Source organism: Sphingomonas glacialis, assembly GCF_006439055.1.
In the GTDB taxonomy this organism is placed as follows: Bacteria; Pseudomonadota; Alphaproteobacteria; order Sphingomonadales; family Sphingomonadaceae; genus Sphingomonas; species Sphingomonas glacialis_A.
The window spans coordinates 1,395,646-1,419,544 of the sequence record NZ_RCZC01000002.1 but is presented as its reverse complement, the minus strand read 5'-3'; the positions used below and the strand labels follow the sequence as shown (position 1 = coordinate 1,419,544).

The 23,899-nt window shown below is 67.9% G+C and carries 23 protein-coding genes, 1 tRNA gene and 2 pseudogenes; 13 read left to right on the top strand and 13 right to left on the bottom strand.

The features are described from left to right. Nucleotides 1-20: 20 nt before the first annotated feature. The 6 genes from EAH76_RS10620 to EAH76_RS10595 form a co-directional block, all read right to left on the bottom strand. Complete coding sequence (locus tag EAH76_RS10620; protein ID WP_140850151.1) at nt 21-2,330, bottom strand: xanthine dehydrogenase family protein molybdopterin-binding subunit; 2,310 nt, start codon at nt 2,328-2,330, stop codon at nt 21-23. Continuing rightward, nucleotides 2,327-2,791, bottom strand: coding sequence for a (2Fe-2S)-binding protein (locus tag EAH76_RS10615; protein ID WP_140850150.1), 465 nt, complete (start codon nt 2,789-2,791; stop codon nt 2,327-2,329). The genes EAH76_RS10620 and EAH76_RS10615 overlap by 4 nt, the downstream gene beginning before the upstream one ends. After that, the gene (locus EAH76_RS10610; RefSeq protein ID WP_241659630.1) at nt 2,788-4,089 is read right to left on the bottom strand and encodes a c-type cytochrome; all 1,302 of its coding nucleotides are present in this window, start codon (nt 4,087-4,089) and stop codon (nt 2,788-2,790) included. Before EAH76_RS10610 ends, EAH76_RS10615 begins: the two co-directional genes overlap by 4 nt. Before the next feature lie 407 nt (nt 4,090-4,496). Beyond that, nucleotides 4,497-4,573, bottom strand: a tRNA-Trp gene (locus EAH76_RS10605). Between the two features lie 47 nt (nt 4,574-4,620). Next, nucleotides 4,621-6,981 carry a putative bifunctional diguanylate cyclase/phosphodiesterase gene (locus EAH76_RS10600; protein WP_140850149.1) on the bottom strand — a complete coding sequence of 787 codons (2,361 nt, stop codon included), beginning with the start codon at nt 6,979-6,981 and terminating at the stop codon, nt 4,621-4,623. Nucleotides 6,982-7,107: 126 nt separating this feature from the next. After that, nucleotides 7,108-8,889, bottom strand: coding sequence for a fatty acyl-AMP ligase (locus EAH76_RS10595; RefSeq protein ID WP_241659629.1), 1,782 nt, complete (start codon nt 8,887-8,889; stop codon nt 7,108-7,110). Nucleotides 8,890-9,014: 125 nt separating this feature from the next. Between EAH76_RS10595 and EAH76_RS10590 the strand changes: the two genes are divergently transcribed. From EAH76_RS10590 to EAH76_RS24780, 5 genes and pseudogenes are all read left to right on the top strand, one after another. Continuing rightward, a complete protein-coding gene (locus EAH76_RS10590; RefSeq protein WP_140850148.1) occupies nt 9,015-9,566 on the top strand; it encodes a regulatory protein RecX in 552 nt (183 codons plus the stop codon). A 103-nt stretch (nt 9,567-9,669) separates the two neighbouring features. Next, nucleotides 9,670-10,260 (top strand): cold-shock protein, encoded by a 591-nt coding sequence (locus tag EAH76_RS10585; RefSeq protein ID WP_241659628.1) that lies wholly within the window; start codon nt 9,670-9,672, stop codon nt 10,258-10,260. An 8-nt stretch (nt 10,261-10,268) separates the two neighbouring features. Next, nucleotides 10,269-10,760, top strand: a complete 492-nt coding sequence (locus EAH76_RS10580) for a DUF192 domain-containing protein (protein ID WP_140850147.1) — start codon at nt 10,269-10,271, stop codon at nt 10,758-10,760. Nucleotides 10,761-10,802: 42 nt separating this feature from the next. After that, entirely contained in the window at nt 10,803-11,195 is a 393-nt protein-coding gene (locus EAH76_RS10575; protein WP_140850146.1) for an NADH:ubiquinone oxidoreductase subunit NDUFA12, read from the top strand. Nucleotides 11,196-11,389: 194 nt separating this feature from the next. Then, nucleotides 11,390-11,623 (top strand): annotated as a pseudogene (locus EAH76_RS24780) (DUF2155 domain-containing protein); the annotation flags it as partial. 35 nt (nt 11,624-11,658) lie between these two features. On the opposite strand, the gene aat reads toward EAH76_RS24780, so the two are convergent. The 5 genes from aat to EAH76_RS10545 all read right to left on the bottom strand — a co-directional run bounded on the left by aat (nt 11,659) and on the right by EAH76_RS10545 (nt 15,760). Next, nucleotides 11,659-12,399 (bottom strand): leucyl/phenylalanyl-tRNA--protein transferase, encoded by a 741-nt coding sequence (aat, locus tag EAH76_RS24470; RefSeq protein WP_194150972.1) that lies wholly within the window; start codon nt 12,397-12,399, stop codon nt 11,659-11,661. Continuing rightward, complete coding sequence (locus EAH76_RS10560; protein ID WP_140850145.1) at nt 12,396-13,121, bottom strand: ParA family protein; 726 nt, start codon at nt 13,119-13,121, stop codon at nt 12,396-12,398. Before EAH76_RS10560 ends, aat begins: the two co-directional genes overlap by 4 nt. Nucleotides 13,122-13,309: 188 nt before the next feature. Next, complete coding sequence (locus EAH76_RS10555; protein ID WP_140850144.1) at nt 13,310-13,687, bottom strand: hypothetical protein; 378 nt, start codon at nt 13,685-13,687, stop codon at nt 13,310-13,312. A gap of 101 nt (nt 13,688-13,788) precedes the next feature. Next, nucleotides 13,789-15,183, bottom strand: coding sequence for a type VI secretion protein ImpB (locus EAH76_RS10550; protein ID WP_241659626.1), 1,395 nt, complete (start codon nt 15,181-15,183; stop codon nt 13,789-13,791). Between the two features lie 70 nt (nt 15,184-15,253). After that, nucleotides 15,254-15,760 (bottom strand): DUF1993 domain-containing protein, encoded by a 507-nt coding sequence (locus EAH76_RS10545; protein WP_140850143.1) that lies wholly within the window; start codon nt 15,758-15,760, stop codon nt 15,254-15,256. A 107-nt stretch (nt 15,761-15,867) separates the two neighbouring features. On the opposite strand from EAH76_RS10545, the pseudogene EAH76_RS10540 reads away from it, so the two are divergent. After that, nucleotides 15,868-16,185: pseudogene (locus EAH76_RS10540) on the top strand (Mpo1-like protein); the annotation flags it as partial. Between the two features lie 3 nt (nt 16,186-16,188). Here the strand turns inward: EAH76_RS10540 and EAH76_RS10535 are convergent. Together EAH76_RS10535 and EAH76_RS10530 are read right to left on the bottom strand one after the other, a co-directional pair. Continuing rightward, nucleotides 16,189-16,584, bottom strand: coding sequence for a type II toxin-antitoxin system VapC family toxin (locus EAH76_RS10535; protein WP_140850142.1), 396 nt, complete (start codon nt 16,582-16,584; stop codon nt 16,189-16,191). Further along, nucleotides 16,581-16,919 (bottom strand): type II toxin-antitoxin system VapB family antitoxin, encoded by a 339-nt coding sequence (locus EAH76_RS10530; protein WP_140850141.1) that lies wholly within the window; start codon nt 16,917-16,919, stop codon nt 16,581-16,583. Before EAH76_RS10530 ends, EAH76_RS10535 begins: the two co-directional genes overlap by 4 nt. A gap of 37 nt (nt 16,920-16,956) precedes the next feature. Between EAH76_RS10530 and EAH76_RS10525 the strand changes: the two genes are divergently transcribed. From EAH76_RS10525 to EAH76_RS10495, 7 genes are all read left to right on the top strand, one after another. Continuing rightward, nucleotides 16,957-17,949, top strand: a complete 993-nt coding sequence (locus tag EAH76_RS10525; RefSeq protein WP_140850140.1) for a cysteine synthase A — start codon at nt 16,957-16,959, stop codon at nt 17,947-17,949. A 50-nt stretch (nt 17,950-17,999) separates the two neighbouring features. Beyond that, a complete protein-coding gene (locus EAH76_RS10520) occupies nt 18,000-18,302 on the top strand; it encodes a hypothetical protein (RefSeq protein WP_140850139.1) in 303 nt (100 codons plus the stop codon). A 333-nt stretch (nt 18,303-18,635) separates the two neighbouring features. After that, a complete protein-coding gene (locus EAH76_RS10515) occupies nt 18,636-19,136 on the top strand; it encodes a division/cell wall cluster transcriptional repressor MraZ (protein WP_140850138.1) in 501 nt (166 codons plus the stop codon). Beyond that, on the top strand, nt 19,133-20,092 hold the full coding sequence (rsmH, locus tag EAH76_RS10510; RefSeq protein WP_194150971.1) for a 16S rRNA (cytosine(1402)-N(4))-methyltransferase RsmH: 960 nt from the start codon (nt 19,133-19,135) through the stop codon (nt 20,090-20,092). Before EAH76_RS10515 ends, rsmH begins: the two co-directional genes overlap by 4 nt. Continuing rightward, a complete protein-coding gene (locus tag EAH76_RS10505) occupies nt 20,092-20,703 on the top strand; it encodes a hypothetical protein (protein WP_140850137.1) in 612 nt (203 codons plus the stop codon). Before rsmH ends, EAH76_RS10505 begins: the two co-directional genes overlap by 1 nt. Further along, a complete protein-coding gene (locus EAH76_RS10500; RefSeq protein WP_140850136.1) occupies nt 20,700-22,439 on the top strand; it encodes a peptidoglycan D,D-transpeptidase FtsI family protein in 1,740 nt (579 codons plus the stop codon). Before EAH76_RS10505 ends, EAH76_RS10500 begins: the two co-directional genes overlap by 4 nt. After that, complete coding sequence (locus tag EAH76_RS10495) at nt 22,436-23,851, top strand: UDP-N-acetylmuramoyl-L-alanyl-D-glutamate--2,6-diaminopimelate ligase (protein WP_140850135.1); 1,416 nt, start codon at nt 22,436-22,438, stop codon at nt 23,849-23,851. Before EAH76_RS10500 ends, EAH76_RS10495 begins: the two co-directional genes overlap by 4 nt. The last annotated feature ends 48 nt before the right edge of the window (nt 23,852-23,899 follow it).

The window sequence follows — 23,899 nt, the reverse complement described above, 5'->3', positions numbered from 1 at the left end:
CGGGGCGCCGCGCGATAGGCTCAGCGGGCCCGCAGCGCCGCCAGGACCGCAGCCGGCGTTATCGGGATGTGGCGCAGTCGCGCGCCCGTCGCCGCATAGATCGCATTGCCGATCGCCGGGCCGACGACGGTCGTCGCGGGTTCGCCGAGTCCGACCGGCACCTCCGCGCTATCGGCGAAGCTGATGTCGAGCTCGGGCACGTCGGCGATGCGCAGCGGCGTATAGGTGTTGAGGTTAGTGTCTTTCACCTGGCCTGCGGCGAATTCGGTCCCTTCGTGCAGCGCCATGCTCAATCCCCACAGCGCGCCGCCCTGCACCTGCGCCAACGCGCCGTCGGGATCGACGATCGTCCCGGCATCGACCGTGAGGGTCAGCTTTTCGACCCGGACGATCCCGCTCGCGCGATCGACATGGACCTGTGCGACGCAGGCGACCCAGGTCGGCATGTCACGTTCCTGGCCGAAGCTGGTCGCCATGCCGAGCCCGGTATCGGCGGGCAATGGGCGACCCCAGCCGGCTTTGGTCGCGGCCTGGCGCACCATTTCGGCTTGGCGCAGCGCGCCGCCGACCGCGTTGGGCGCCGATCCGGCGTTGCGGCCCTCGCCGCTCAGCAGCTTGAGCCGGAACGCCACGGGGTCGGTCTTGGTGTGGTGCGCCGCCTCGTCCATGAAGCTTTCGAGCGCCCAGTTGGTCCAGCCTGGTCCGACCGAGCGCAGCCAGCCCGGGCGGAAGGTCGCGTTGGCGAGATCGTTGGCGACGGCGCGGACCTTCTGGTGGCCGACATCGTACCAATGGTCCGCGCCCGCAATCGCGAACGGATCGTATTGCCCGCCCTTCTTGGTCTTGGCGAGCAGCGTCGGGCCGGCGATCACCTGCGTCGGCCAGCCGGCGCAGGCGTGATGCTCCATCGTCTGGATCTGGCCGCTGCCGTCGAACTGCATCCGCAACCGCTGCACCGAGGGTGAGCGTACCGAATCGAAGCGCGCATCGTCCTCGCGCGTCAGGATCATCTTGACCGGGCGGCCGAGCGCCTTGGTCGCGAGCGCGGCGGGGATCGTATAGTCGCCGTTGAGCCGCCGACCGAACCCGCCGCCGAGCAGATAGCTGCGCAGCACGACCTTGGTTTCGGGGACTGCCAAAGCCTTGGCGAGCGTCGGCAGGATCAGGCTCTGCCACTGGTTGCCGGTGTGGATCTCGAACACGCCGTCCTTCTCGAACGCGAGCGCGTTGAGCGGTTCGAGCTGGAAATGCAGCACGGTCGCGGTGGTGTAGATCTGCTCGATCGTGCTCGCCGCGGCCGCGCCGAAATTGGGCGTGCTGTCGTCGTCGGCGATGTCGAGCTGGATGCCGCCATCGGCCTTGGCGACCAGCGCGCGGGCATGGTCCTGGAGCGACGCTTCGGTCATGTCGGCGCCGGGGCCGGTGGTCCAGGTGACCTCGAGCAGGTCGGTCGCCTTGAGCGCGGCGTAATAGGAGCTGGCGATCACCATCACCCAGCCGGGCACGGTGTCCGACGGATCGTCAAGCACCAGATAGCGCAGATAGCCTTTGACCTTCTTGGCCGCTGCGTCGTCGACCGAGACGACCTTCGATCCGTTGCGCGTCGGCGGCAGCTTGGGGCGGGCATAGACCATTCCCGGCAGCTTCGCGTCGATCCCGTAGATCGCTGTCCCGTTGGTCTTGGCGTCGATGTCGAGGCCGTGCGTCTCGCGCCCGATCAGGCGGCGATCCTTGACCGGCTTGATCGGCAGCGCCTTGAGCTCGTCGGGGGTGAACTGCCGCGCAACGCTGCCGCTCTTGGCGATGTCGCCGTAGGACATCGAGCGCCCACCGGCATGGACCGCGCCGCCCTTGGCGGTGCAGTTGGCGGGGTTGGCGCCCATCAACTTGGCGCCCGCTTCGATCAGCGCGATCCGGCCGGCCGCGCCCGCCTGGCTGAACACCGGGAAGGTCTGCCACACCGACCAGCTGCCGCCGGTGACCATCAGCCCCCATTTCGGATCGCTGTCGACATGGACGATGCGGACCTTGTCCCAATCGGCCTCGAGCTCGTCGGCAAGGATGCGCGCGAGCGCGGTGCCGACATGCTGGCCCATCTCGGCGCGGATGATGTTGACGGTGACGATGCCGGCCGCATCGATGCCGAACCAGATCGTCGGTTCGAACAGCGGCCCGGTGGCGGCCGCCGGCACGCTGCCGGGCACCGACGGGTCGATCGCCGCGAGCACACGCGAGAAGCCGAACGCGACGCCCGCCGCGCCGCTCGCCACGAGGAAGCTGCGGCGGCTGAACGGGGAGGCGGTGCCGGCGTGCGAGGCGAGGCGGCTCATGGCTTGGCTCCCATCTCGGCGGCGGCCTGCTTGATCGCCGCGCGGATGCGGACATAGGTCATGCAGCGGCACAGGCTGCCCGTCATCACCGCGTCGATCTCCGCGTCGCTGGGGGCGGGGAAATCCTGCAGCATCGCTGCCGCCTGCATGATCTGGCCCGACTGGCAGTAGCCGCATTGCGGCACCTGCAGCGCGCGCCACGCCTGTTGCAGCGGATGGTTCGACGCCGGGTCGAGCCCTTCGATCGTCGTGACCGCCGCGCCCTCGACCGCAGCGAGCGGGGTGATGCACGAGCGCGTCGCACGCCCGCCGACATGGACGGTGCAGGCGCCGCACATGCCGATCCCGCAGCCGAACTTGGTGCCGGTGAGCCCGATATGATCGCGGATCACCCACAGCAACGGGGTGTCGTCGTCCAGGTCGGTGGTCACCGTGCGGCCGTTGATGGTGAAGCTGGTCATTGGCCCTGGCCCTGCGCGCGGATGGTGGCGACTTTGCTTTCGAGATCGGTCCAGGCCGGCTTGGCCGTCCGGGTGCTGCGCAGATAGGCGGCGATGCGGGCAACGTCGGCGTTGGTGAAGCCGTGCGCGAAGCCCGGCATCACGATGCCCGGCGCCCCGTCGCGCGCGCTCACGCCGTACAGGATGACGCGGATCAGGTTGGTCGGATCGTCGAGGTTGACCGCGCTGTTGAGCGCCAGATCGGGGCGCAGCGGGTTCAACTGGCGGCCGTTATAATGGCACGACGCGCACGCGCTGGCATAGAGCCGCGCGGCGGGATCGTAGCTCAGCCCGGTGCCGATTCTGTCGGCGGCGAGCGCGTGCGCGATGGCCGCCGTGTCGCGCGCACCCGCTCCCGCCGATCCGTTGCTGCTGGCGAAATAGGTGGCGATCGCGGCGATGTCGGCCGCGGGGAGCTGCGACAGGCCGCGCGCCACGGCGCTCATCGGGCCGGCCGCGGTGCCATGATAGCGGCTGACGCCGGTGCCGAGATAGGCGACCAGCTCGGCCTGCGTCCATGCCGCGGGCGAGGGGTTGGTCTTGCCCAGCGGCGGCGCGATCCAGCCGTCGATCGGCGCGCCGGCATAGGCGCGATCCTTGAGCTCGGCGCCGAGCTTGCCGCGCGGGGTATGACAGGCCGCACAATGGCTCAGCCCCTCCGCAAGATAGGCGCCGCGGTTCCACGCCGCGCTCTGCGCGGGTTCGGGGCGGAAGCGACCGGGGGTGAAGAACAGCGTCTTCCATCCGGCCTGCAACAGACGGATGTTGAGCGGGAAGGGGACGGTGTTGGCGCTGGCCTCCTGCCGCACCGGCGGCCGCGTCATAACATAGGCATAGAGCGCGGCGACATCGCCATCGGTGAGCTTGGTGAAATGGTCGTAGGGGAAAGCGGGGAACAGATGCGCGCCGTCGCGCGCGACGCCCTCGTGCATCGCACGGCGGAAGGCGGGTTCGGACCAGGTGCCGATCCCGGTCGCCACGTCGGGGGTGATGTTGGTCGAATAGATCGTGCCGAACGGCGTCGCCATCGCATAGCCCCCGGCGAACGGCTTGCCGCCCTTGGCGGTGTGGCACGAGGCGCAATAGCCAGCACTGGCCAGCACTTCGCCCTGCGCGATCAGCGCGGGCGCGAAGCTGGCGGGGGCGGGCGGGGTGATCTCGGCGATCGCCGGGCGCCAGGCGAAGATGCAGAGCGCGACAAGCGCGACCGCGACACAGCCGACGATGCCGATCAGCACGCGCTTCAGCACGGCGAACACGATCCCATACACAGCCCTTTTGAATCGATGACGTCCACGGTGGCGTCATCGACCCGTATTCATCTCCCGTCCAGTGGTCCTTTGTAACTACGGGGTATCCGCAGAACCGCGGGGGCCGTGGTCGGTCCCCAGCGCTGGGTGCATCGCTGTCGGGGGCGTTGGAAGGTCGCGCCGGCGTGTTCGAATCTGGCATGCGTGGAGCCCATCGAGCGCACCCGGCGCGTCGTGCGACCGGTCGGTCGACCAGCCCCGTCTCGACGCGGATCTGGCGGCGTCGTGGGGGACCATCGTGATACTATGAACGGGCCATCCGCTGCTGGCCTTCGCGCTCGAATTCCGACGTATAATCGAGGCTTTGTCCGCATCAGGAAAGATGGCGCGGCCTGAAGCGAGGAACGCCAGGCGACTGGCAGGGGAGCTCGGACTCGAACCGAGGGCCTTCGGTTTTGGAGACCGACGCTCTAACCAACTGAGCTACACCCCTATCAGGTGGGCTCGTTTAGCGAGAGGTTGCCCGCGCTGCAAGCGTCCTCATGCAGCTTCGCGATTGTACGCCGCACGCTGTGCCAAAACGCGCGCTTCCTCGACCGGGAGCGGGCGGCCGAAATAATAGCCCTGGACCTTGGTGCAGCCCAATTGCTGGACCATGACATGCTCGTCCTCGGTCTCGACCCCCTCGGCGGTCGTCGCCATGCCGAGGCTCTGCGCGAGCGCCACCACCGCGCGGATGATCGCGATCGCCTCGGGTACCTTCTTCGACGCGCCGATCACGAAGCTGCGGTCGATCTTGATCGTCGAGAAGCGCGTGCGGCTGAGATAGCCGAGCGACGAATAGCCCGTGCCGAAATCGTCGAGGCTGAGGCGCACGCCCAGGTCGAGGATCCGCTCGAGCACCTTCACCGCGCCGGTATCGTCGCGCATGAACACGCTTTCGGTCACTTCGAGCTCGAGCCGGCGCGCGGGCAGGCCGCTATTCGCCAGCGCCGAGGCGACGACCGCGACGAAGCCGGGATTGTGGAGCTGTTCGGGCGAGACGTTGACCGCGATGCGCGCATCGCCCGGCCAATTCGCCGCCTCGGCACAGGCCGAGCGCAGCACCCATTCGCCGATCGGGCCGATCAGCCGCGCATCCTCGGCGAGCGGGATGAACTTGACCGGCGAGATCGGGCCGAGCTCGGGATGCGTCCAGCGGACCAGCGCCTCGAACCCCGTCAACAGCCCGCTGCCGGCATCGACGACGGGCTGGTAGGTGAGGTGCAGTTCGTCGTTGGTCAGCGCCTTGCGCAGTGCCTGTTCGAGCACGCGGCGCTCCTCGGCGGCGACGTGGAGCTGCGGCTCGTAATGATGGAACTTGCCGCCGCCGGCGTCCTTCGAGCGATACAGCGCGAGGTCGGCCGAGCGGATCAGCATCTCGGTGGTGCGGCCGTCACGCGGTCCGGTCGCGACGCCGACGCTCGCGCCGGTATAGAGCGTGTGATGATCGAGATCGTAGGGGCGGGCGAGTGCGTCGACGATCGTCTGCGCAAGCGTCTCGAGCCGCTGCGTATCGCTCGCGTCGCGCACCACGACCGCGAATTCGTCGCCGCCGAGTCTGCCGATGACCTCGTTATCGGTCATCAGCGTCGCGAGTCGCTCGGCGACGCGGCCGAGCAGCCGGTCGCCGATCGGGTGGCCGAGCGTGTCGTTGACCGCCTTGAAGCGATCGAGATCGATCATCATGAAGGCGCAGCGGCTGCCCCATTTCTCGGCATTGGCCATCGCGCGCGCCAGCGATTCGTTGACGTGGAGGCGATTGGGCAAGCCGGTGAGCGTGTCGAAGCGCGCCATGCGGTTGATCTTTTCCTCGGAGGCGCGCTGTTCGGTGACGTCTGCGCCGACACCGCGAAAGCCTAGGAACGCGCCCTGGTCGTCATAGCGCGGATTGGCGGCAATCTCGTACCAGCGCTCCTGCTCGGCGACGCGGACCGGCAGGACGAGCCCGCGAAACGCCGCGCGGCCCTTGAGATTCTCGGCAAGCGTGCGCAGCGCGGGCGCGAAATTGCCCGTTTCCCAGGTCTTGCCGGCGAGTACTTCGAGCAGGGATTTGCCGTTGACCCCGGCGGGATCGAGCCCGACCGACAGCGCGAAGCGCGGCGAGGCGCGCAACACGCGACGCGCCGCATCGGTTTCCCACAGCCAGTCGGCGCCATCTTCTTGTTTGGCCTCGCGCAGCAACAGGCTGACGGTTTCGTCGCGCTCGGCGAGCGCGATCTCGCCCGCGCGGACGATGACGAGCGCGCGTGCGCGGGTGAAGCAGCCGATCATCAGCAGCGTGGTGAACAGCGCCACCGACGCTGCCAGCACCGGGCCCGCCACGCGCAGCACCATCACCGACACGGCGAGACCGAGGATCCCGAGAAAGCTCAGCGTGGCGAGCGGCAGCGCCGCCATCGCCACCGCGGAGGCCGCCATCAGCACTGCGAGCACGATCCACAGCCCGAACGCGGTCCCGACGTCGGAATGCGGCGCAAAGACCAGCGGCGGCACCGACCAGATCGCGGCGAGTGCGACGCCCTCGAGCACGGTATCGCGGACATCGGCGAGCGTCGCGGCGCTGCTCGCGCGCTGCTTGGCGGCAAGCCGGCGGAAGGTGATCGCCACCGCGATCGCGGCGACCACCGCACCCCAGCAGGCGAGCGCCCAGAGCGGTGCGATCGTGTCGAGGATCAGCGTGGCAAGCGCTGCACCGATGAGATTGGTGGCGAGCAGGAACAGCGCCAATTGCCCGCCGGCATGGACCTGCGCCGCGCGGATCGGCGCCCAGTCGGTGGTGTCGGCCGGATCGTACAGCCCGAGCAACGCTCGCGCATCGATATGCGGCTTGGCGAATTGCGATGTGTTTTCCGTGCTCACCGGCCGCCTATAGCGCAGCGAGCGTTACCGTAAGGTTAGGCGCGCATGCGGGGCGTTGCGGTGTGTTGCGGGGAGCGGTGGCGCGCCCGCAGGCGCGCCGTCCGCTCCCCGCGACCGGCGCGGTGCTTACGCCGCCAGGTCGTACGGCTTGATGTCGCCGTTGAGATAGAGGTTGCGCGCCTTGGCGCGGCTGAGCTTGCCCGAGCTGGTGCGCGGCAGCGTGCGCGGCGGGATCAGTTCGATCACGCAGTTCATGCCCGTCACCGACCGGACGCGCTCGCGGATTTCCTCGCGCAGGCGGACGCGCTCGGCATCGTCCGAGCTGCGGCACTGGACGAGCACGGCGGGGGTCTCTTCCCCGCCCGGCGTGGTGATCGCGAAGGCGGCGATGTCGCCGGCCTTGAAGCCGGGGAGCTGCTCGACCGCCCATTCGATATCCTGCGGCCAATGGTTGCGGCCGTTGATGATGATCATGTCCTTGGCGCGGCCGACGATATAGACATAGCCGTCGCTCAAATAGCCCATGTCGCCGGTGTCGAGCCAGCCATCGACGAGGCACGCATCGGTCGAGGCCTGGTCGCGGAAATAGCCGACCATCACCGACGGACCCGAGCACCACAGCTTGCCGATCGCGCGCTCGGGAAGCGGAGTGCCGTCTTCCTCGCGGATCTCGATCTTCATGTCGCGCACCGGCTTGCCGCAATTGACGATCGCACGGTAGCGCTGCGGGCGATCCTCGCCGGCGGCGACGCCCGAGAGCTGGGTTTCCTCGACCAGTTCGACGCGGATCCCCTCGGCCGGGGGCATGATCGAGACCGCGAGCGTCGCTTCGGCCAGCCCGTAGCTCGGCAGGAACGCGCTCGCCTTGAAGCCGGCATCGGCGAAGGCATCGACGAAGCTCTGCATCACGTCGGGACGGATCATGTCGGCGCCATTGCCGGCAAGCCGCCAGCGCGCCAGGTCGAAGCGCTCGGACGCCTTGGTCTGGCTCGACATGCGTCGCGCGCAAATGTCGTAGCCGAAGGTCGGCGAATAGCTGATCGAGGTGCCGGGATTGCGGCTGATCATGTCGAGCCACGCCAGCGGGCGCCGCGCGAAATCCTCGGTCTTGAGGTAATCGGTCGAAACCTGGTTGGCGACCGGCGACAGGAAGCAGCCGACCAGCCCCATGTCGTGATACCACGGCAACCACGAAATGCAGCGATCGCCTTCGATCAGCTGCATGCCATAAGCGTGCGCGGCGAGATTGTTGAGCAAGGCGTGATGCGTGATCGCGACGCCGTGCGGGAAGCGCGTCGAGCCGCTCGAATATTGCAGATAGGCGATGTCGTCGCCGTTCGCCTGCGGCAGCGCGACGTCGGGTGCGGCACGTGTCGCGAGTTCGGACCAGTCGATGCCGGTGACGCCCGCGACGGTAGCGGCGTCGGCACCCATCTGCGCGAGCTCGGGCGGGTAGATCAGCAGCACGGGATCGCAGCTCGCGAGCTGGACGCGGAGCTGTTCGATATAGGAATCACGCCCGCCGAACGACGTCGGCAGCGGCAGCGGCACCGGCCAGGCGCCGGCATAGATGACGCCGAAGAAGAGCGCGGCGAATTCGGGGCTGGTCTCGGCGACGACCGCGATACGGTCTTCGGGCTTGATCCCCGAGGCGATCAGGCGCCGTGCGGTCTCGAGCGCGTCGTCGCGCAATTCGGCGAACGGATAGGCGCGAGCGAGCGCGCCGCGCGCATCGTGAAAATTGAGGCCACGTTGCCCGCTTGCCGCATAATCGAGCGCTGCCCCCAGCGTTTCGAAATCGGCAAAGCGACGCGTAAGCGTGTCCTCGGTCGGCGTCGCGCGCAGCGCAGGCGCTGCCGCCGCGTCCGTCCGCTCGCCCGCCTGAGTGTCTATGGTCTTGAAATTCATCGGTCTTTGCGCCCTTGATCGCGGCGTCCTGTTCTGGCCGCGCCTCTATGTCTCGTCTTCAGCACGCACCCCTGCTTATGCCAAGCGTTCAAAATCGGGGCCGACTATGGCACAATGATGGCGTCATGCGTGAACCAGCCCCGAAACGACCCGCTCGCAAAGAGATACGCGTACCGCCGCCGTTAGATGCGGCGGCGCTCGAACGGCTCGCTTTGCGCTATGTCGAGCGCTTTGCGACGACCCGTGCGCGGTTGGCGGCGTACCTTGTCCGCAAGATCCGCGAACGCGGCTGGGAAGGGGCGAACGCTGCGCCCGAAGACCTCGCCGAAAAGCTCGCCGAGCTCGGCTATATCGACGATCGCGCGTTTGGCGAGGCGCGCGCGGCGGCGATGGGGCGGCGTGGCCTGGGCAAGCGCCGCGTCACCGGCGCGCTGCACCAGGACGGGATCGACGAAGCCGACAGCGCCGCGATCGTTCCCGCGGTCGAGGAGCGCGCGGTCGAGACCGCGCTGGCGTTCGCGCGCCGCAAGCGGATCGGCCCGTTCGCACTCGTCGCCGCCGAACGACCACTGCGCGAGAAGCACATCGCGGCGATGATTCGCGCCGGGCATGATTTCACCCTGGCCCGTCGCATCGCGTCGATGGCACCAGGTGACATTTTTGATACGCTTAGTTAATGAATACTGTATAGTTCAAATAAAAGTACCGGTTCGGCCCGAACAGCGGAAGATATTGCCTCCCGCACGGACCATGCTAATCATCGTGCCGGGGGTAGTGAAGATGCGAAACGATACGATTCCGGCGCTTGGGGCACTGGATCGGACAGAAGACGCGGCGGACAGCGACGCGACGTCGGATGAGTCTGCGCGCGTCTATACTGGCGTGCTCAAATGGTTCGATATGACGCGCGGGTTCGGCTTTCTCGTCGCTGACGATGCGTCGGTCGGCGACATCCTGATCCATTTCTCGGTCCTGCGTGCGCATAACCGCCGCAGCCTGCCCGAGGGTGCGCGGCTCGAATGTCTCGCCGGGATGCGCGACCGTGGCTTGCAGGCGACCGAAATCCTGTCGATCGACCTGACCAACGCGATCGAACCGCCGCAGCGCGCGCGCGGCGATTCGTTGCGGAGCGACGTGCTCGGCTTGCTCGACCAGGCCGGGCCGTTCGAGCCGGTGAGCGTGAAATGGTTCAATCGCCTCAAAGGCTATGGTTTCCTGATGCGCGACGGCGATACGGGCGATATCTTCGTCCATGTCGAGACGTTGCGCCGCGCCGGGTTCACCGAAGTCGAGCCCGGCCAGCGGCTCCGCGCGCGGATGATCGCGGGCGACAAGGGGCCGCTCGCCGTGGCGGTCGAAGAGGAAGGCTGAGCGTACCCATGTTGGTTTTGATCGCGCGTGTATCGGCGCTCGCCTTGCTGCTTGCGACCGCGGGATGCGGCGCGGCGCCGTCCACGCCACCGGCCGAGGCGGCGGCCGGGACGATCGCGCTGACGATCACCAGCAGCAACGGCGCCCACGCCTTCGCGGTCGAGGTGGCCAAGACCGAGGAAGCGCAGCAGCGCGGCCTGATGTTCCGCACCGACATTCCGCTTAATGGCGGGATGCTGTTCGCGCCCTATCCGCCCAAGGGCCCGCCGCGCGAGGCGAGCTTCTGGATGAAGAATACGCCGAGCCCGCTCGACATCCTGTTCATCCGCCCCGACGGCACGATCGCGCGGATCGCCGAAAACACCGTTCCGCAATCCGAAACGCAGATCCCCTCGGGCGAGCCGGTCAGCGCGGTGCTCGAGCTGCGCGGTGGTCGTGCGCTCGATCTCGGGATCAGCGAAGGCGATCGTGTCAGCTGGGCCGGGCGTCCCGCGCAGTGATCGCGGTTGAAGGCGGCGCGAGCCCGCGCTAAGCGCTACGCCATGGGCATCAATCTCAATCCTTTCACCTGGTGGACCGGCGCGAGCTGGGGCACGGCATTCGGTCTGCGCGGCAAGGCGCGTGTCGGCGAGGATTCGCTCGGCAACGTCTATTACGAAGGCGGCGCCGATACCGCGGGCAACCCGCGGCGCTGGGTGATCTATAACGGCATCAACGATGCCAGCCGCGTGCCGCCCGAATGGTTCGGCTGGCTGCACCATCAGGTCGCCGATGTGCCGTCGCGCGCCTTGCCCGCGCCACGCGCCTGGCAGATCCCGGCCGAGCCCAATTTGACCGGCACGATCGCCGCCTATCGGCCGAGCGGTGCGCTCGAAAAGGGTGGCGTCCGCGCCGCCGCGACGGGCGATTACGAAGCCTGGACCCCCGACGCGTGATTCGCCGCGCGCTGGCGGGCGCGCTGCTGGCGTCGGCGGCCTCGCTCGCCGTGAGCGGTTGCGGCCCGACCAAGACCGCCGCGCCGACGCAGCAGCCGACCCCCGAAACCGCGCTCGATGCCGATACGAGCGCTAGCAATATCGTGACAGTCGATGTCGCCGGCGGGGTAGATCCGAGCTTCGGCGCGACCCCGATGGCGCAGCGCGTCGCGACGCTCGGCCTGCTCAACAAGCGCAACGGCGTGGCGCGCGACGTGGTGCTCAAGCCCGGCAATTCGGTGCGGGTCGGTGATGTCGTGATTCGGCTGCGCGCGTGCGAGCAGACCGCGCCGTGGGAGCAGGAGCATTATACCGGGGCTTTCGTCCAGCTCGATGTGCAGGGGACCGACAAGGTGTGGCGCCGTCCGTTCTCGGGCTGGCTGTTCAAGGAACGCCCGGCGCTCAACGTCGTGCCGCACCCGATCTACGACGTGTGGGTTAAGAGCTGCGCGATGACCTTCCCCGAAGGCGGCCCCGATTCGGTCGCGGCCGGCGGGGCGGGGGACGCGAGCGGGAAGCCACGGTCGAGCGCGAAGAAATCGGCGGCACCCGAGGACGATGCCGACGAACCGATCGCCGAGGATACCGCGGGCGTCAGCAACGCCAGATAGGCGTCGCGGCTGATCTCGATCGCGCCCAGCGAGGCGAGGTGATCGGTCATGAACTGGCAGTCGAGCAGGCTGAACCCGCCGACGCGCAGCCGCGCGACGAGCCAGGCGATCGCCACCTTCGAGGCGTCGCGCGCGCGGCTGACCATGCTCTCGCCGAAAAAGGCGTGGCCGAGCGCGAGGCCGTAGAGCCCGCCGACCAGCGTCTCGCCGTCCCACACTTCGATCGAATGCGCGAAGCCGAGCGTGTGGAGCGTGTTGAAGACCTGCTCGATCGGCCCGTTGATCCAGGTGTCGGGGCGGTCCCCAACCGATTCGGCGCAGAGCTGCAGGATCTGCCCGAAGGCCTGATCGGCGGTGACGCGGTAGCGCTCGGCGGCGATCGTCTTGCGCAGCGAATGCGAGAGGTGGAACCCGTCGAGCGGCAGGATCGCGCGGTCATTGGGCTCGACCCAATAGACCTCGTCAATGTCGCGCCCGTCGGCCATCGGGAACACCCCGACCGAATAGGCGCCGAGCACGAGATTAGGGTCGAGCGGCGTGATGCGCGGCCTCACGCGGCGAGGCGGCGCTCGATCGCCTGCCACAATTGGGCAAACGCCTGCGCCCCCGCCGAGCGCGGCGCGAAGCTGCCGACTGCGGAGCGGCGCACGGTGACCTGCTCGACCTGGCTCGCCATCGGGATCACCGGCCAGTCGGGATGGCGCGCGAGCGCTTCGGCATGGAGCTTGCGCCGGCGATCGACCATCGAATGCACGGGCATCAGCTGGACCTTGGTCCCCAGATGCTTTGTAACCTCGGCCAGCGCGCGTTCGGACAGCGGCGAGGGGATGACGGGAACGACGATCAGGTCGGCGGCGCGCATCACCTGGTCGCTCGTCTCGGTCAGCCCGGGCGGGCAATCGAGCAGCACGCGGTCATAATTCTTGCGCAAACCCACGAGCAGTTTCTGCAGCCGCTTCTTCTTGTCGAGTTCGTGGAAGAGCAGGTCGAGCCCGCGCAGCGACGCATCGGCGGCGAGCAGGTCGAGTCGCGGGACCGCGGTCCGCTCGATCAGCTTTTCGGGTTCAACATCCTTGGCGAAGACCGATTGCGCCTGGTCGCGCGGCTTGGTGCCGGCGGGGCGGTTCGACAGGAGGAAGCTCGAGGCGGCCTGCGGATCGAGATCCCAGAGCAGCGTGCGGCGCGACGACAGCGTGGCCGCGCACCAGGCGAGGTTCACCGTCAGCGTCGTTTTGCCGACGCCACCCTTGAGACTGTAGATCGCGATCGTCGACATGAAGGGTCCTTACAGTATCGAACGACCCATCGTGGCCAATGGTGGCGGGAGAGGCAAGGTTTTGGGGGGAACGAAATGCCCCCCCCTTAAGGAGAGGGGGTGGGGCCGTGTCTCACCGAGAGCAACGGCGGCCGTCACTTCCCCACCCCAACCCCTCCCCTGAAGGGGAGGGGCTTTAAGGAAAAAGTTTAGAGGTCGCAGAGCTGGGCGGGCTTGCCCGGCTGGGTGAGCGTGACAGCCTTGGGGTTGCCCGTCAGCACATAGCCATCGGCCTTGAGCGGATCGCCGGCCTTGTCGGCGGTAAGCTTGACCGGGGTCGCGTCGGGCTTGGACTTGACCAGCACCTGCTTGTCGCCTTCGAAGAAGGTGACGTAGACGAGGCTGTTGTCCTTGCAGCGCAGCGTCGCTTCGGACTTGATCGCGGGCGGGAGCTCGACCGGCGCCTTGTTGGCGAGCACCGACGCCATCGGGTCGGGCGTGACCGAGGTCACTTCGGTCGGCTTGCTGTCGCAGGCCGAAAGGGCAAGGAGCGCGAACGCGGCGGTGGGGAAGAGTCGATTGGTCATGCCAGAGGCTTCGCGCACGCAACATTGTGCGTCAAGAGGGTAGTGTTACCGCGGCCTACACTTTCTTGCATTGCAATAAATTGGTCATCTGAGGTTCATCTTCATTCATGGAATTCGTCGAGGTCCGGGATTCTGCCAAAGGCGATCTTGGTCCCGATCCGGTCGATTCGCTCGCCATGCTGGGGACCGAGGCTGACCGCGTTGCGACCGAACTTCTCGTTGATCCGGTCCATCGCGCGGCTCAGCGCGAGCGTCCGCGTTTCGCGCGCGAGCGGATCGTCGGGGTCGAGCAGGCCGAACAGTGAATCCTGTTCGCCCGCAACGGGTTCGATCTCGGCGAGCGTCACGCCGACCATGCGGATCTGGAAATCGCCCGGCCGCGTCCGTCCCGCCGCGATCAGTCGCGGGAAGAGCGATTCGAGCGCGGCGAGCACCACGAAACTGTCCTGCGTAGCGGGCAATTTGACCGACGTTCGCCACGTCGATTTGTCATCCTCGAAGCGCGCATGGAGCACCAGGAGCCGCGCGCGACACTGTTTGCGGCGCAACCGGCTGGTCGCCTTGAACGCAAGCCGGCGCGCGGTAAGCCGCACCGGCACGCCGCCGCGCTTGCCCGGCGAAAGGACGTGGCTGTGGCCGATGCTGCGACTTTGCGTGGCCTTTTCGGGCAGATCGACGCCGTGGAGCTGATACCAGAGCCGGTCGCCATTGGTGCCGCCCCAGGCGGTGCCGGCGTCGCGCGGGCGGCGCTCGCAATATTGGCGGATGTCGTTGATCCCGTCCTGCGCGAGCCGCCGCTCCATCTTCGCGCCGATGCCGCTGATGTCGCGCAGCTGGAGATTGTAGAGCCGCTGCGGCAGGGCGGCGGCTTCGAGCACGACGAGCCCGTCGGGCTTCTGCATATCCGACGCGAGCTTGGCCAGCAGGCGGTTGGGCGCGATCCCGACCGAGCTCGTCAGGCATTCGCCGACATTGGCCAGGATCCCCGCCTTGATCCGCCGCGCCAGTGCGGTCGCATCGGCGACGCTGTTTTCATTGTCGAGCAGCCGGCAGGCGACCTCGTCGATCGAACAGACCTTGGTGACCGGGATATGCTTCCAGATCTCGGCGACGATCGCTTCGTGGAATTCGACATATTTGTCGTGGCGCGCGGGGACGACGATCAGCTCGCGGCAGAGCCGTTTGGCCTCCCATACCGGCGTGCCGGTGCGGATGCCGTAGCGCTTCGCCTGGATGCTCGCGGCGATCGCGACGGTGGTGTCGCTGTCGACCGGCGCGACGAGGATCGGCTTGCCGCGCAGCTCGGGCGCGAGCTGTTGCTCGACTGCGGCGAAATAGCTGTTGAGATCGAGGAACAGCCAGCGCAGCGGGCGCGGCGGGAAGCTGTGAAGGTCGGGCGCCTGCGGGGCAGGGGCGGGCACGGCGTGGTCGCGATGTTCCGCGCCGTAGGACGTGGCGGCGCGATCGGCGGCCGACTCGGAATCTGGCGAGAACATGTCAGGAACGTAGCAGCGCTCGCCAGGGCGCGCCAGCGCTGGCGCCGGCGTGCCCTGGCGTCATCGTACGTCAGATCCCGCCGAGATAATCCAGCTTGCCGAGGGGAACGCCCTTCATGCGGAGCAGACCGTACGCGGTGGTCATGTGGAAATAGAAGTTCGGCAGCACGAAGGTCTGCACGAAGCTGAGGCCGGTGAAGTCGAAGGTTTGCCGCGGCGTCTGGAGCGTGACCTGCGCCTCCTCCTTGCCATCGATCGCATCACGCGGGACGGTCTTGAGGAAGGCGATCGTCTTGGCGATGCGCGCGTGGAGATCAGCGAAGGTCTTTTCCTCATCGGCCATCACGACATTCTCGACCCCGCCGAGCCGGACCGCGGTGCCCTTGGCGCTGTCGCTGACGCGCTGGATCTGGCTGATCAGCGGCGCCATGTCCTCGTACAAACGCGCTTCGAGCAGCTCGGACGGATCGATGCCCTTCTCGCTGGCGAACGCCTCGCCCTTGCTGAGAACCGCGTCGAGCGACTCGAGATTGCGGATGAAGATCGGGATGGTGAGATCGTATAGCGACGTCGACATGGCATGCTCCCCCTTGTGGTGCCGCCAAGATGGGGCGCCGAACGGGGCATGCAACGGGGCATGCAACGGGGCTTGCAACGGGCGCGGGTCAGGATAGCATCTGCGGCATGGCGCATCCGATCACCCGCTTTGCCGACTTCTGGCCGCATTATCTGCGCGAGCATGCCCGGCGCGAGACGCGCGCGCTGCATTATGCCGGCACCGCGCTGACCTTCCTGTTCCTCGCGATCGCGCTGCGGTCGGGCGGGTGGTGGTGGCTGGCGCTGCCGGTGGCGGGCTATGGCTTTGCCTGGGGCGCGCATTTCGGCGTCGAGAAGAACCGTCCGGCGACCTTCACCTATCCGCTCTGGTCGCTGGCGAGCGATTACCGGATGTTCTTCCTGTGGCTGAGCGGACGGCTCGGGCCGCACTTGCGCGGCGGGGGTCGCCTAGCGCGCCGCGACCACGTCGGTGCGGGCGAAATCCTCGCCCTTGAAGAGCAGCGGCTCGCCGGTCGCCTTGGCGAGTGCATAGGCGAAGCAATCGCCGAAATTGAGATTGGCGGGGTGCTGGGTGCCGCGGCCGTAGGTGCGATACCCGGTGCGGGCGATGGCGCCGATTTCGCGGGTCACGGCTTCGATGACGACCCCAAAGTCTTCGATCAGCGCATCGGCGGCCTTGGCGATTTCGTCGCCCTCGGCGGCGCGCGTTGTCACGGCGGTCAGTTCGAGCCAGGATCCTGCAGAAAGCCGGACCGTGGGCGCATCGCGCATCGCCTCAAGGAATGTCCGCGCTTCGATCTCGCTGCGCAGGATCGCGATGAGGGCCGAAGTGTCGATGATCACCGCGGCAACCCGCTCTCGTCATACAGCAGGTCGGCGTGGGTCAGCGACAGGTCCTGTCCGTCAAACTCCGGGCGCCAATGCTGTTGCAGATGCTTGAGTCGGTCGAGGGTTTCGTCGATCGAGGGCTTCACTGGCGCGTGCGCAGCCGCGCCAAGCTTGGCCTCTAGCGCCTCGCGAACCGCCGCGGTCAGTGAGCTGCCCAGCCTATCCGCCAGCGCCTGCGCAAGGCGAATCGTCTCGGCATCCCGGATGTTCAACTGTTGAACCGTCATCGCCACCTCCAGCGTCCGCGCCTTGTAGCACAGGCCGGATTTGTCGTCAGCCGGGTCGAGCATCCATTGCAGGGGCGGGCAGGCACGCTATGTCTGCGCGATGCACACCACGCCCAACACGCTCGCGCTCATCGGCAACACCCCGCTCGTCCTGTTGAAGGGGCCGAGCGAAGCGGCCGGCGCCGAAATCTACGGCAAATGCGAATTCGCCAACCCCGGCGCCTCGGTGAAAGACCGTGCCGCGCTCGGGATTGTCGAGGATGCCGAGGCGCGGGGGAGCATCGCGCCGGGCGGGACCTTCGTCGAGGGGACCGCGGGCAATACCGGGATCGGGCTCGCACTCGTCGCCAATGCCAAGGGCTACAAGACGATCATCGTCATGCCCGAGACGCAGAGCCGCGAGAAGATGGACACGCTGCGCGCGCTCGGCGCGGAGCTCGTGCTGGTGCCGGCGGCGCCCTATTCGAACCCGGCGCATTTCGTCCACACATCGCGCCGCATCGCCGAGGAAACGCCGAACGCGGTCTGGGCCAACCAGTTCGACAATATCGCCAACCGCAAGGCGCACATCACCGGCACCGCCGAGGAGATCTGGGCGCAGATGGACGGGCGGATCGATGGCTTCACCTGTGCGGCGGGGACGGGCGGGACGATCGCGGGCGTCGGCATGGGGCTAAAGGCCAAGGACGAGGCGGTGTGCATCGCGCTCAGCGATCCGCACGGTGCCGCGCTCTACGAATATTACGCGCATGGCGAATTGAAGTCGGAAGGGTCTTCGGTCGCCGAAGGGATCGGGCAGGGCCGAATCACCGCCAATCTCGAAGGCGCGCCGATCGACACGCAGTTCCGCATCTCGGATGCCGAGGGGATGGAATGGGTGACTCGCCTGCTCGCCGAGGAAGGGCTGTGCCTCGGCCTGTCGTCGGGAATCAACGTCGCCGGGGCGGTTCGCCTCGCGCGTCATCTCGGCCCCGGGAGCCGAGTCGCGACGATCCTGTGCGACACCGGTTTCCGTTACCTCTCAACGCTCTACAATCGTGCATGGTTGGAGGCCAAGGGGCTCGTCGTTCCACCCTGGTTGCAGCACGATTGATCGCGGGATCGACAACCGCGTCTTAACGCGTTACATTTATGCCACAGCTTATGAAAATCATCGCCCAGGATCCGGCTCAGACGAGCCAGCGCGCCAAGGTCGGCATGATCGGCCTCGCCGCCGTTTTGCTCCTTATCGGCCTCGCCTCCGCGATTTTCGCGACCGCCAACCATGATCGGCAGGTCGCGGCGATCGGCAGTGCGCGCCCCGATGTCGTCGCCAATATGGTCGCGGCCAACACCACCGATCCGAACGCCCCCAAGGAGCCGCTCGCCGAGCTCGGCGTCGCGCCGAGTGCGGCCACGGCCGGTGGCAACACCAGCGAAACGCCCCCCGCCGCGGCCGCGCGCTGAACTATGGGATCGGTGGGGATTTCACGGGACGCCGCTCCGCTGCCTGCGATTTTCGCGGGATATCGCGCGCGCGTCGCGCAGCGTCTTCGAACACACCGAGAACAATCTGATTTGCCCCGACAAAGGTCGCGGTTGAATCGCAGCGATTAGGCCCGTTTCCCGGCAAATCCCCGGATTTCCCCTTGTGTCCCCGATCGGCCCCATGGTACCTGTTCGCTACAGGGACAGACTCATCTCGCCTGCGCGTCATGCGCTGACACTACAGGCACCGAAATCCGCGACTCTCGTGCTTTTCGGTTCGGGAGAGGCTTGTCCGCCGTGTGCGGGGGAAGCGTGGAAGACCGGAGCGATTATCAGGGGGAGGGACTGGGTCTTGTCGATGACAAGGGCCGGGTCGCGATTCCTGTTTCGCTGCGCCAGGCGCTTGCCGCCAACAGCCCGCGTGCCGACGGCAAGGACGGCGGCACCGTCATCATTGGCGTCCATCCCGAGCAGACCTGCCTGCGCGCCTATGATCCCGGCTATGTCCGCATCCTCAAGGCCGAGGTCGAGGATCTCCAGGCGCGCCACATCGCCGAACATGGCAAGCCCGACTTCAACCTGAAGCGCCGCAACGCGAGCGGCGAGGCGGTGCCGTTCGACGGCTCGGGGCGCTTCATCATGCCCGGCTTCCCGCGCGATTACGCCCAGATCGGCGAGAACGCGTTCTTCTGGGGCACGTTCGACTGGATCGACATCTGGGACCCCAAGACGCTGCTCGACGCGGTCGGCGTCGATGACGCGATGCAGGCGGCGTGCCGCTATCATTGCAAGGCCAAGGGGATCGCGCTGTGAGCGACCTGATCCACGACGATGCCCCGCACATCCCGGTGCTGATCGCCGAAGTGCTCGACGCGCTCGCGATCGAGGCCGGCGAAACGCATGTCGATGCGACCTTCGGCGCGGGCGGCTACACGTCGGGGATGCTCGCGCTGGGCGCGCGCGTGTTCGCCTTCGATCGCGACCCCGGCGCGATCGCGGCGGGCGCGGCGCTCGTCGAGTCCGCGGCCGGCGCGCTGACGCTCGTCCCGGCGACCTTTTCGGCGCTCGATAGCGAACTTGCAGCGCGAGACGCCGTGCCGGTCCAAGGCGTGGCGATGGATATCGGCGTGTCGTCGATGCAGCTCGATCAGGCCGAGCGCGGCTTCTCGTTCCAGTCGGATGGCCCGCTCGACATGCGGATGAGCCAGGAGGGGGAGAGCGCGGCCGATTTCCTCAACACCGCCGACGAAGCCGAGATCGCGCGGGTCATCAAAGACTATGGCGAGGAGCCGCGCGCGCGCCGCGTCGCGCAGGCAATCGTCTACAACCGTCCGATCGCACGCACCGGCGAGCTCGCCCGGATCGTGCGCAAGGCATTGGGCTACAAGCCGCACGACAAGAAGGACCCCGCCACGCGCACCTTCCAGGCGATCCGCATCCATATCAATCGCGAGCTCGGCGAACTCGAGGACGGGCTGGCCGCAGCCGAGCGTGCGCTCGCGCCGGGCGGTCGGCTCGCGATCGTGACCTTCCACAGCCTGGAGGATCGCATGGTCAAACGCTTCCTGCGCGAACGCTCGGGGTCGCTGCCGTCGGGCTCGCGGCATCTGCCCGAAGTCGCGGCGAAGCACGCCCCCAGTTTCGAAGAGGTCGGTCGCCCGGTGAAGGCGAGCGAAGACGAGATCGCGCGCAACCCCCGCGCGCGGTCGGCAACGTTGCGGACGGCACGACGGACCGGTGCCGCCGCATGGTCAGAAGGAAGTTTGTAATGCTTGGTCTTGCGGGCAAGAGTCTCGGTTGGTTCCTCGCCGGCGTCGCGGTGGCGCTCGGCTTCCTGCTGGTGCCGCTCCAGGTCGCGGCCGAGCGCAAGAAGCTCGACCGGACCGCCGCCGAGATCCTGCGCGCCAAGCGCGACATCCGTGCGCTCGAAACCGAGTTCGACACGCGCGCCAATCTCGCCCAGCTCGACAAATGGAATGCCGAGACCTTGGGTCTGGTCGCCCCGGCGGCGGACCAGTTCGTCGCCGACGAGACGGCTTTGGCCTCGATCGAGCCGACGCAGCGTGGCACGGTCCCGCAGATGGCATCGTTCGTTCCCGCCGCGCCGTTGACCGCGACGACCAGCCAGCAGCCGGTGATCCAGCCCGCAGTTGCGACCGCCCCCGCGCCGAGCGCGCCGCGCACCGCAGCGCCCGCTCCACGCACCGCGCCGGCGCCTACCACGCGCCCCGTCGCCGCACCCGCCCGCACCGCGATGGCGTCGGTCAGCCGCGAGCGGCCACGCGCCGCGGTCGCCCTGCTCGATCGCGCCTTGCTCGACGACAGCGTGATCGGTGACCTGCGCAGCAGCGCGCGCGCCGAAAAACAGGGAACGCGATGAGCACTTTGGTCGCACGTCCGGTCCCGGCACGCCGGTCGAACGATCAGCGCCATGCGCTGGTCGCGGTGGCGCATGTGCGGCTGATGATGCTGATGCTGCTGATCGCGGCGGGCTTCCTGCTGGTGATCGGGCGGATCGCGTTGCTCGGGCTGTTTGGTGGCCCGGCGGGCGCGGCGACGCTCGCGATCAATCCGGTGGTGCGCGGCGACATTCTCGACCGCAACGGCCAGCCGCTCGCGCGCACGATCGAGGCGTGGACGATCGGCGTGCGGCCGGGCGACGTGCTCGGCGATCGGCAGGAACTGGCGGGCCGGCTCGCCGGGCTGATGCCCGAGCATGATTCGGCCTGGTATCTCGACCGGCTGACGATGAAGGCCAAGTTCACCTATCTCGACAAGCACGCCTCGCCCGCGATGGTGAACCAGATCCACGCGCTCGGCGAGCCCGGCATCGTCTTCGCACGCGAGCCCGAGCGGCTGTATCCGCAATCGACGATGGCGGCGCACGTGCTCGGGTATATCGGGCCGACCGGGACCGATCCCAAGATCCTCGGCCGCGCCGGCGTCGAGCGCGCCTTCGAGCAGCGCCTGACCGACCCGACGCGGCGCGGCGACGCGATCGCGCTGTCGGTCGATGCGCGCGTGCAGGGCGCGATGGAGAGCGAACTCAGCCGCGCGATGGTGATGTTCCAGGCGCGCGCGGCGACTGGCCTCGTGCTCGACGTCCGGACCGGCGAGGTCATCGCGATGGCATCGCTGCCGGTGTACAATCCCAACAAGCTGACCGGCACGAGCAGCGACGCGCTGCGCAACAACGTCACGCAGTCGGTCTACGAGCTCGGCTCGACCTTCAAGCCGATCACGATGGCGACCGCGATCCAGACCGGCACGATCACCTCGATGGCGCGCCGCTTCGATGCGACCGCGCCGCTCAAGGTCGGCAGCTATACGATCCATGACGAGCGCGGCGACCCCAAGCGCTGGCTCAACATCCCCGAGACACTGATCTATTCGTCGAACGTCGCGACTGCGCGGATCGCCGACGAGATCGGGAAGGACAAGCTTTCGGCGATGTTCACCGCGATGGGCTTTGGCGAGCGGCCCTCGATCGAGCTGCGCGAGCGCGCCGGGCCGATCTGGCCGCGCTATTGGGGCCGCACCACGGTGATGACGACGGCGTACGGCCACGGCATCGCGGTGACGCCGCTGCACCTCGCCAATGCCTATGCGACGATGGTCAATGGCGGCATCTGGCGGCCGACGACGCTGCTCAAGGTGGCGCCGGGGCAGGCGGCGGCGGGGCGGCGCGTGCTCAGCGAGCAGACCAGCGCGCGGATGCGCCAACTGCTTCGCCTCGTCTGCCTCTACGGCACCGGCCGCAAGGGCGACGCGCCGGGCTATCGCGTCGGCGGCAAGACCGGGACGGCCGAGGCGGCGTCGAACGGCGGCTATGACCATCATCGCAACGTCGCGACTTTCGTCGCTGCCTTCCCGATGGATGCGCCGCGCTACGTCGTGCTGGCGATGCTCGATTCGCCGCAGGGGACGAAGGAAACCGGCGGCTGGAAGACCGCGGCGTGGAACGCGGCGCCCGTCGTCGGGCGCGTGATCGCGCGCACGGGGGCGATCCTGGGCGTGATGCCTGATACGCGGCGCGAGGTGAATCTCGCCGATCTGCGGCCGATGCTGAGCCTCGTCGCAGGCGCCACGCCGCCGACCGGCGGGGAGGAACAGTGAAGCTGTCTGCGCTGGTTCCCGGCGCGCCCGACGTGACGATCACCGGCTTTGCGATCGACCATCGCAAGGTTGCGCCAGGCGTCGTGTTCGGCGCGTTTCAGGGTGCGGTCGTCAATGGCGAGGATTTCGTGCCCGCGGCGGTTGCCGGTGGCGCGATCGCCGTGGTGGCCCGGCCCGAGGCAAGCGTCACGGGCGCCGTACACATCGCCGACGCCGAACCGCGGCGGAAATTCGCCGAGCTGGCGGCGCGTTTCTTCGCGCCGTTCCCGGCGACTGCGGTCGCGGTGACGGGGACCAACGGCAAGACCTCGACGGTCGAGATGGTGCGGCAGATCTGGCGGATGGCGGGGTTCCATGCCGCATCGATCGGGACGCTCGGCGTCACCACCGCCGATGATCGCGTTTCGACCGGGCTTACCACGCCCGACGTCGTTACCTTCCTGTCGAACGTTGCGGGGCTCGCGCGCGAAGGCGTGAGCCACGTCGCGTTCGAGGCGTCGAGCCATGGCCTGTCGCAATATCGGACCGAGGGCCTGCGCGTCTCGGCAGCGGCGTTTACCAATCTCAGCCGCGATCATCTCGACTATCACGGCACGATGGAGGCGTATCTCGAGGCCAAGCTGCGGCTGTTCTCCGAGGTGCTGGTCGAGGATGGCGTCGCGGTGGTGTGGGCCGACGATCCGATGGCGGCGCGTGTCGCCGAGGTCGCGCGGTCGCGCGGCATCCGGGTGATCTCGGTCGGGACGCAGGGCGAGACGCTCAAGCTTGTCGGGCGCGTGCCGACGTTGCTCGGGCAGGGGCTCGAGATAGAAGCCGAGGGCAAGACCTACACGATCAATCTGCCGCTGATCGGCGCGTATCAGGCGGCCAATGCGCTGGTCTCGGCCGGGCTGGTGATCGCGGCGGGCGGCGATGTCGCGACGACGCTGGCGGCGCTGTCGCGGCTGCAGCCGGTGCGCGGGCGGCTCGAGCGCGCGGTGATCGCGCGCAGCGGTGCGCCGGTCTATGTCGATTATGCGCATACCCCCGATGCGCTCGAGGCGGCGATCTCGGCGCTCAAACCGCATGCCGCGGGCAGGCTGATCGTCGTGATCGGTGCGGGCGGCGACCGCGACCAGGGCAAGCGCGCGGCGATGGGTGCGATAGCGGCGGCGATGGCCGACCAGGTGATCGTGACCGACGACAATCCGCGCTCGGAAGATCCCGCGGTGATCCGCGCGATGGTGCTCGAAGGCGCGCCCGGCGCGACCGAGATCGGATCGCGGCGCGAGGCGATCAGCGCGGCGATCGCGGCGGCGGGGGCACAGGATATCGTGATGATCGCGGGCAAGGGGCATGAGCAGGGGCAGATCGTCGGCGATCTGGTGCTGCCGTTCGACGATGTCAGCGTCGCGCGCGAGATGGCGGCGTGATTTACTCCCGCTTCTCCTGCTTCTTATCCCCCTCCCGCTTGCGGGAGG

What these genes read in the sequence shown, in the direction of transcription:
- EAH76_RS10560 (WP_140850145.1), bottom strand. Translation starts at nt 13,121, where the DNA reads ATGTCGACGATCGCGATCTACAGTCTCAAGGGTGGCGTCGGCAAAACG.
- EAH76_RS10555 (WP_140850144.1), bottom strand. Translation starts at nt 13,687, where the DNA reads ATGACCAATCGACTCTTCCCCACCGCCGCGTTCGCGCTCCTTGCCCTT.
- EAH76_RS10590 (WP_140850148.1), top strand. Translation starts at nt 9,015, where the DNA reads ATGCGTGAACCAGCCCCGAAACGACCCGCTCGCAAAGAGATACGCGTA.
- EAH76_RS10520 (WP_140850139.1), top strand. Translation starts at nt 18,000, where the DNA reads ATGAAAATCATCGCCCAGGATCCGGCTCAGACGAGCCAGCGCGCCAAG.
- EAH76_RS10525 (WP_140850140.1), top strand. Translation starts at nt 16,957, where the DNA reads ATGCACACCACGCCCAACACGCTCGCGCTCATCGGCAACACCCCGCTC.
- EAH76_RS10620 (WP_140850151.1), bottom strand. Translation starts at nt 2,330, where the DNA reads ATGAGCCGCCTCGCCTCGCACGCCGGCACCGCCTCCCCGTTCAGCCGC.
- EAH76_RS10550 (WP_241659626.1), bottom strand. Translation starts at nt 15,183, where the DNA reads ATGTTCTCGCCAGATTCCGAGTCGGCCGCCGATCGCGCCGCCACGTCC.
- EAH76_RS10580 (WP_140850147.1), top strand. Translation starts at nt 10,269, where the DNA reads ATGTTGGTTTTGATCGCGCGTGTATCGGCGCTCGCCTTGCTGCTTGCG.
- EAH76_RS10575 (WP_140850146.1), top strand. Translation starts at nt 10,803, where the DNA reads ATGGGCATCAATCTCAATCCTTTCACCTGGTGGACCGGCGCGAGCTGG.
- EAH76_RS10530 (WP_140850141.1), bottom strand. Translation starts at nt 16,919, where the DNA reads ATGCTCGACCCGGCTGACGACAAATCCGGCCTGTGCTACAAGGCGCGG.
- EAH76_RS10545 (WP_140850143.1), bottom strand. Translation starts at nt 15,760, where the DNA reads ATGTCGACGTCGCTATACGATCTCACCATCCCGATCTTCATCCGCAAT.
- EAH76_RS10595 (WP_241659629.1), bottom strand. Translation starts at nt 8,889, where the DNA reads ATGAATTTCAAGACCATAGACACTCAGGCGGGCGAGCGGACGGACGCG.
- EAH76_RS10585 (WP_241659628.1), top strand. Translation starts at nt 9,670, where the DNA reads ATGCGAAACGATACGATTCCGGCGCTTGGGGCACTGGATCGGACAGAA.
- EAH76_RS10500 (WP_140850136.1), top strand. Translation starts at nt 20,700, where the DNA reads ATGAGCACTTTGGTCGCACGTCCGGTCCCGGCACGCCGGTCGAACGAT.
- EAH76_RS10615 (WP_140850150.1), bottom strand. Translation starts at nt 2,791, where the DNA reads ATGACCAGCTTCACCATCAACGGCCGCACGGTGACCACCGACCTGGAC.
- EAH76_RS10505 (WP_140850137.1), top strand. Translation starts at nt 20,092, where the DNA reads ATGCTTGGTCTTGCGGGCAAGAGTCTCGGTTGGTTCCTCGCCGGCGTC.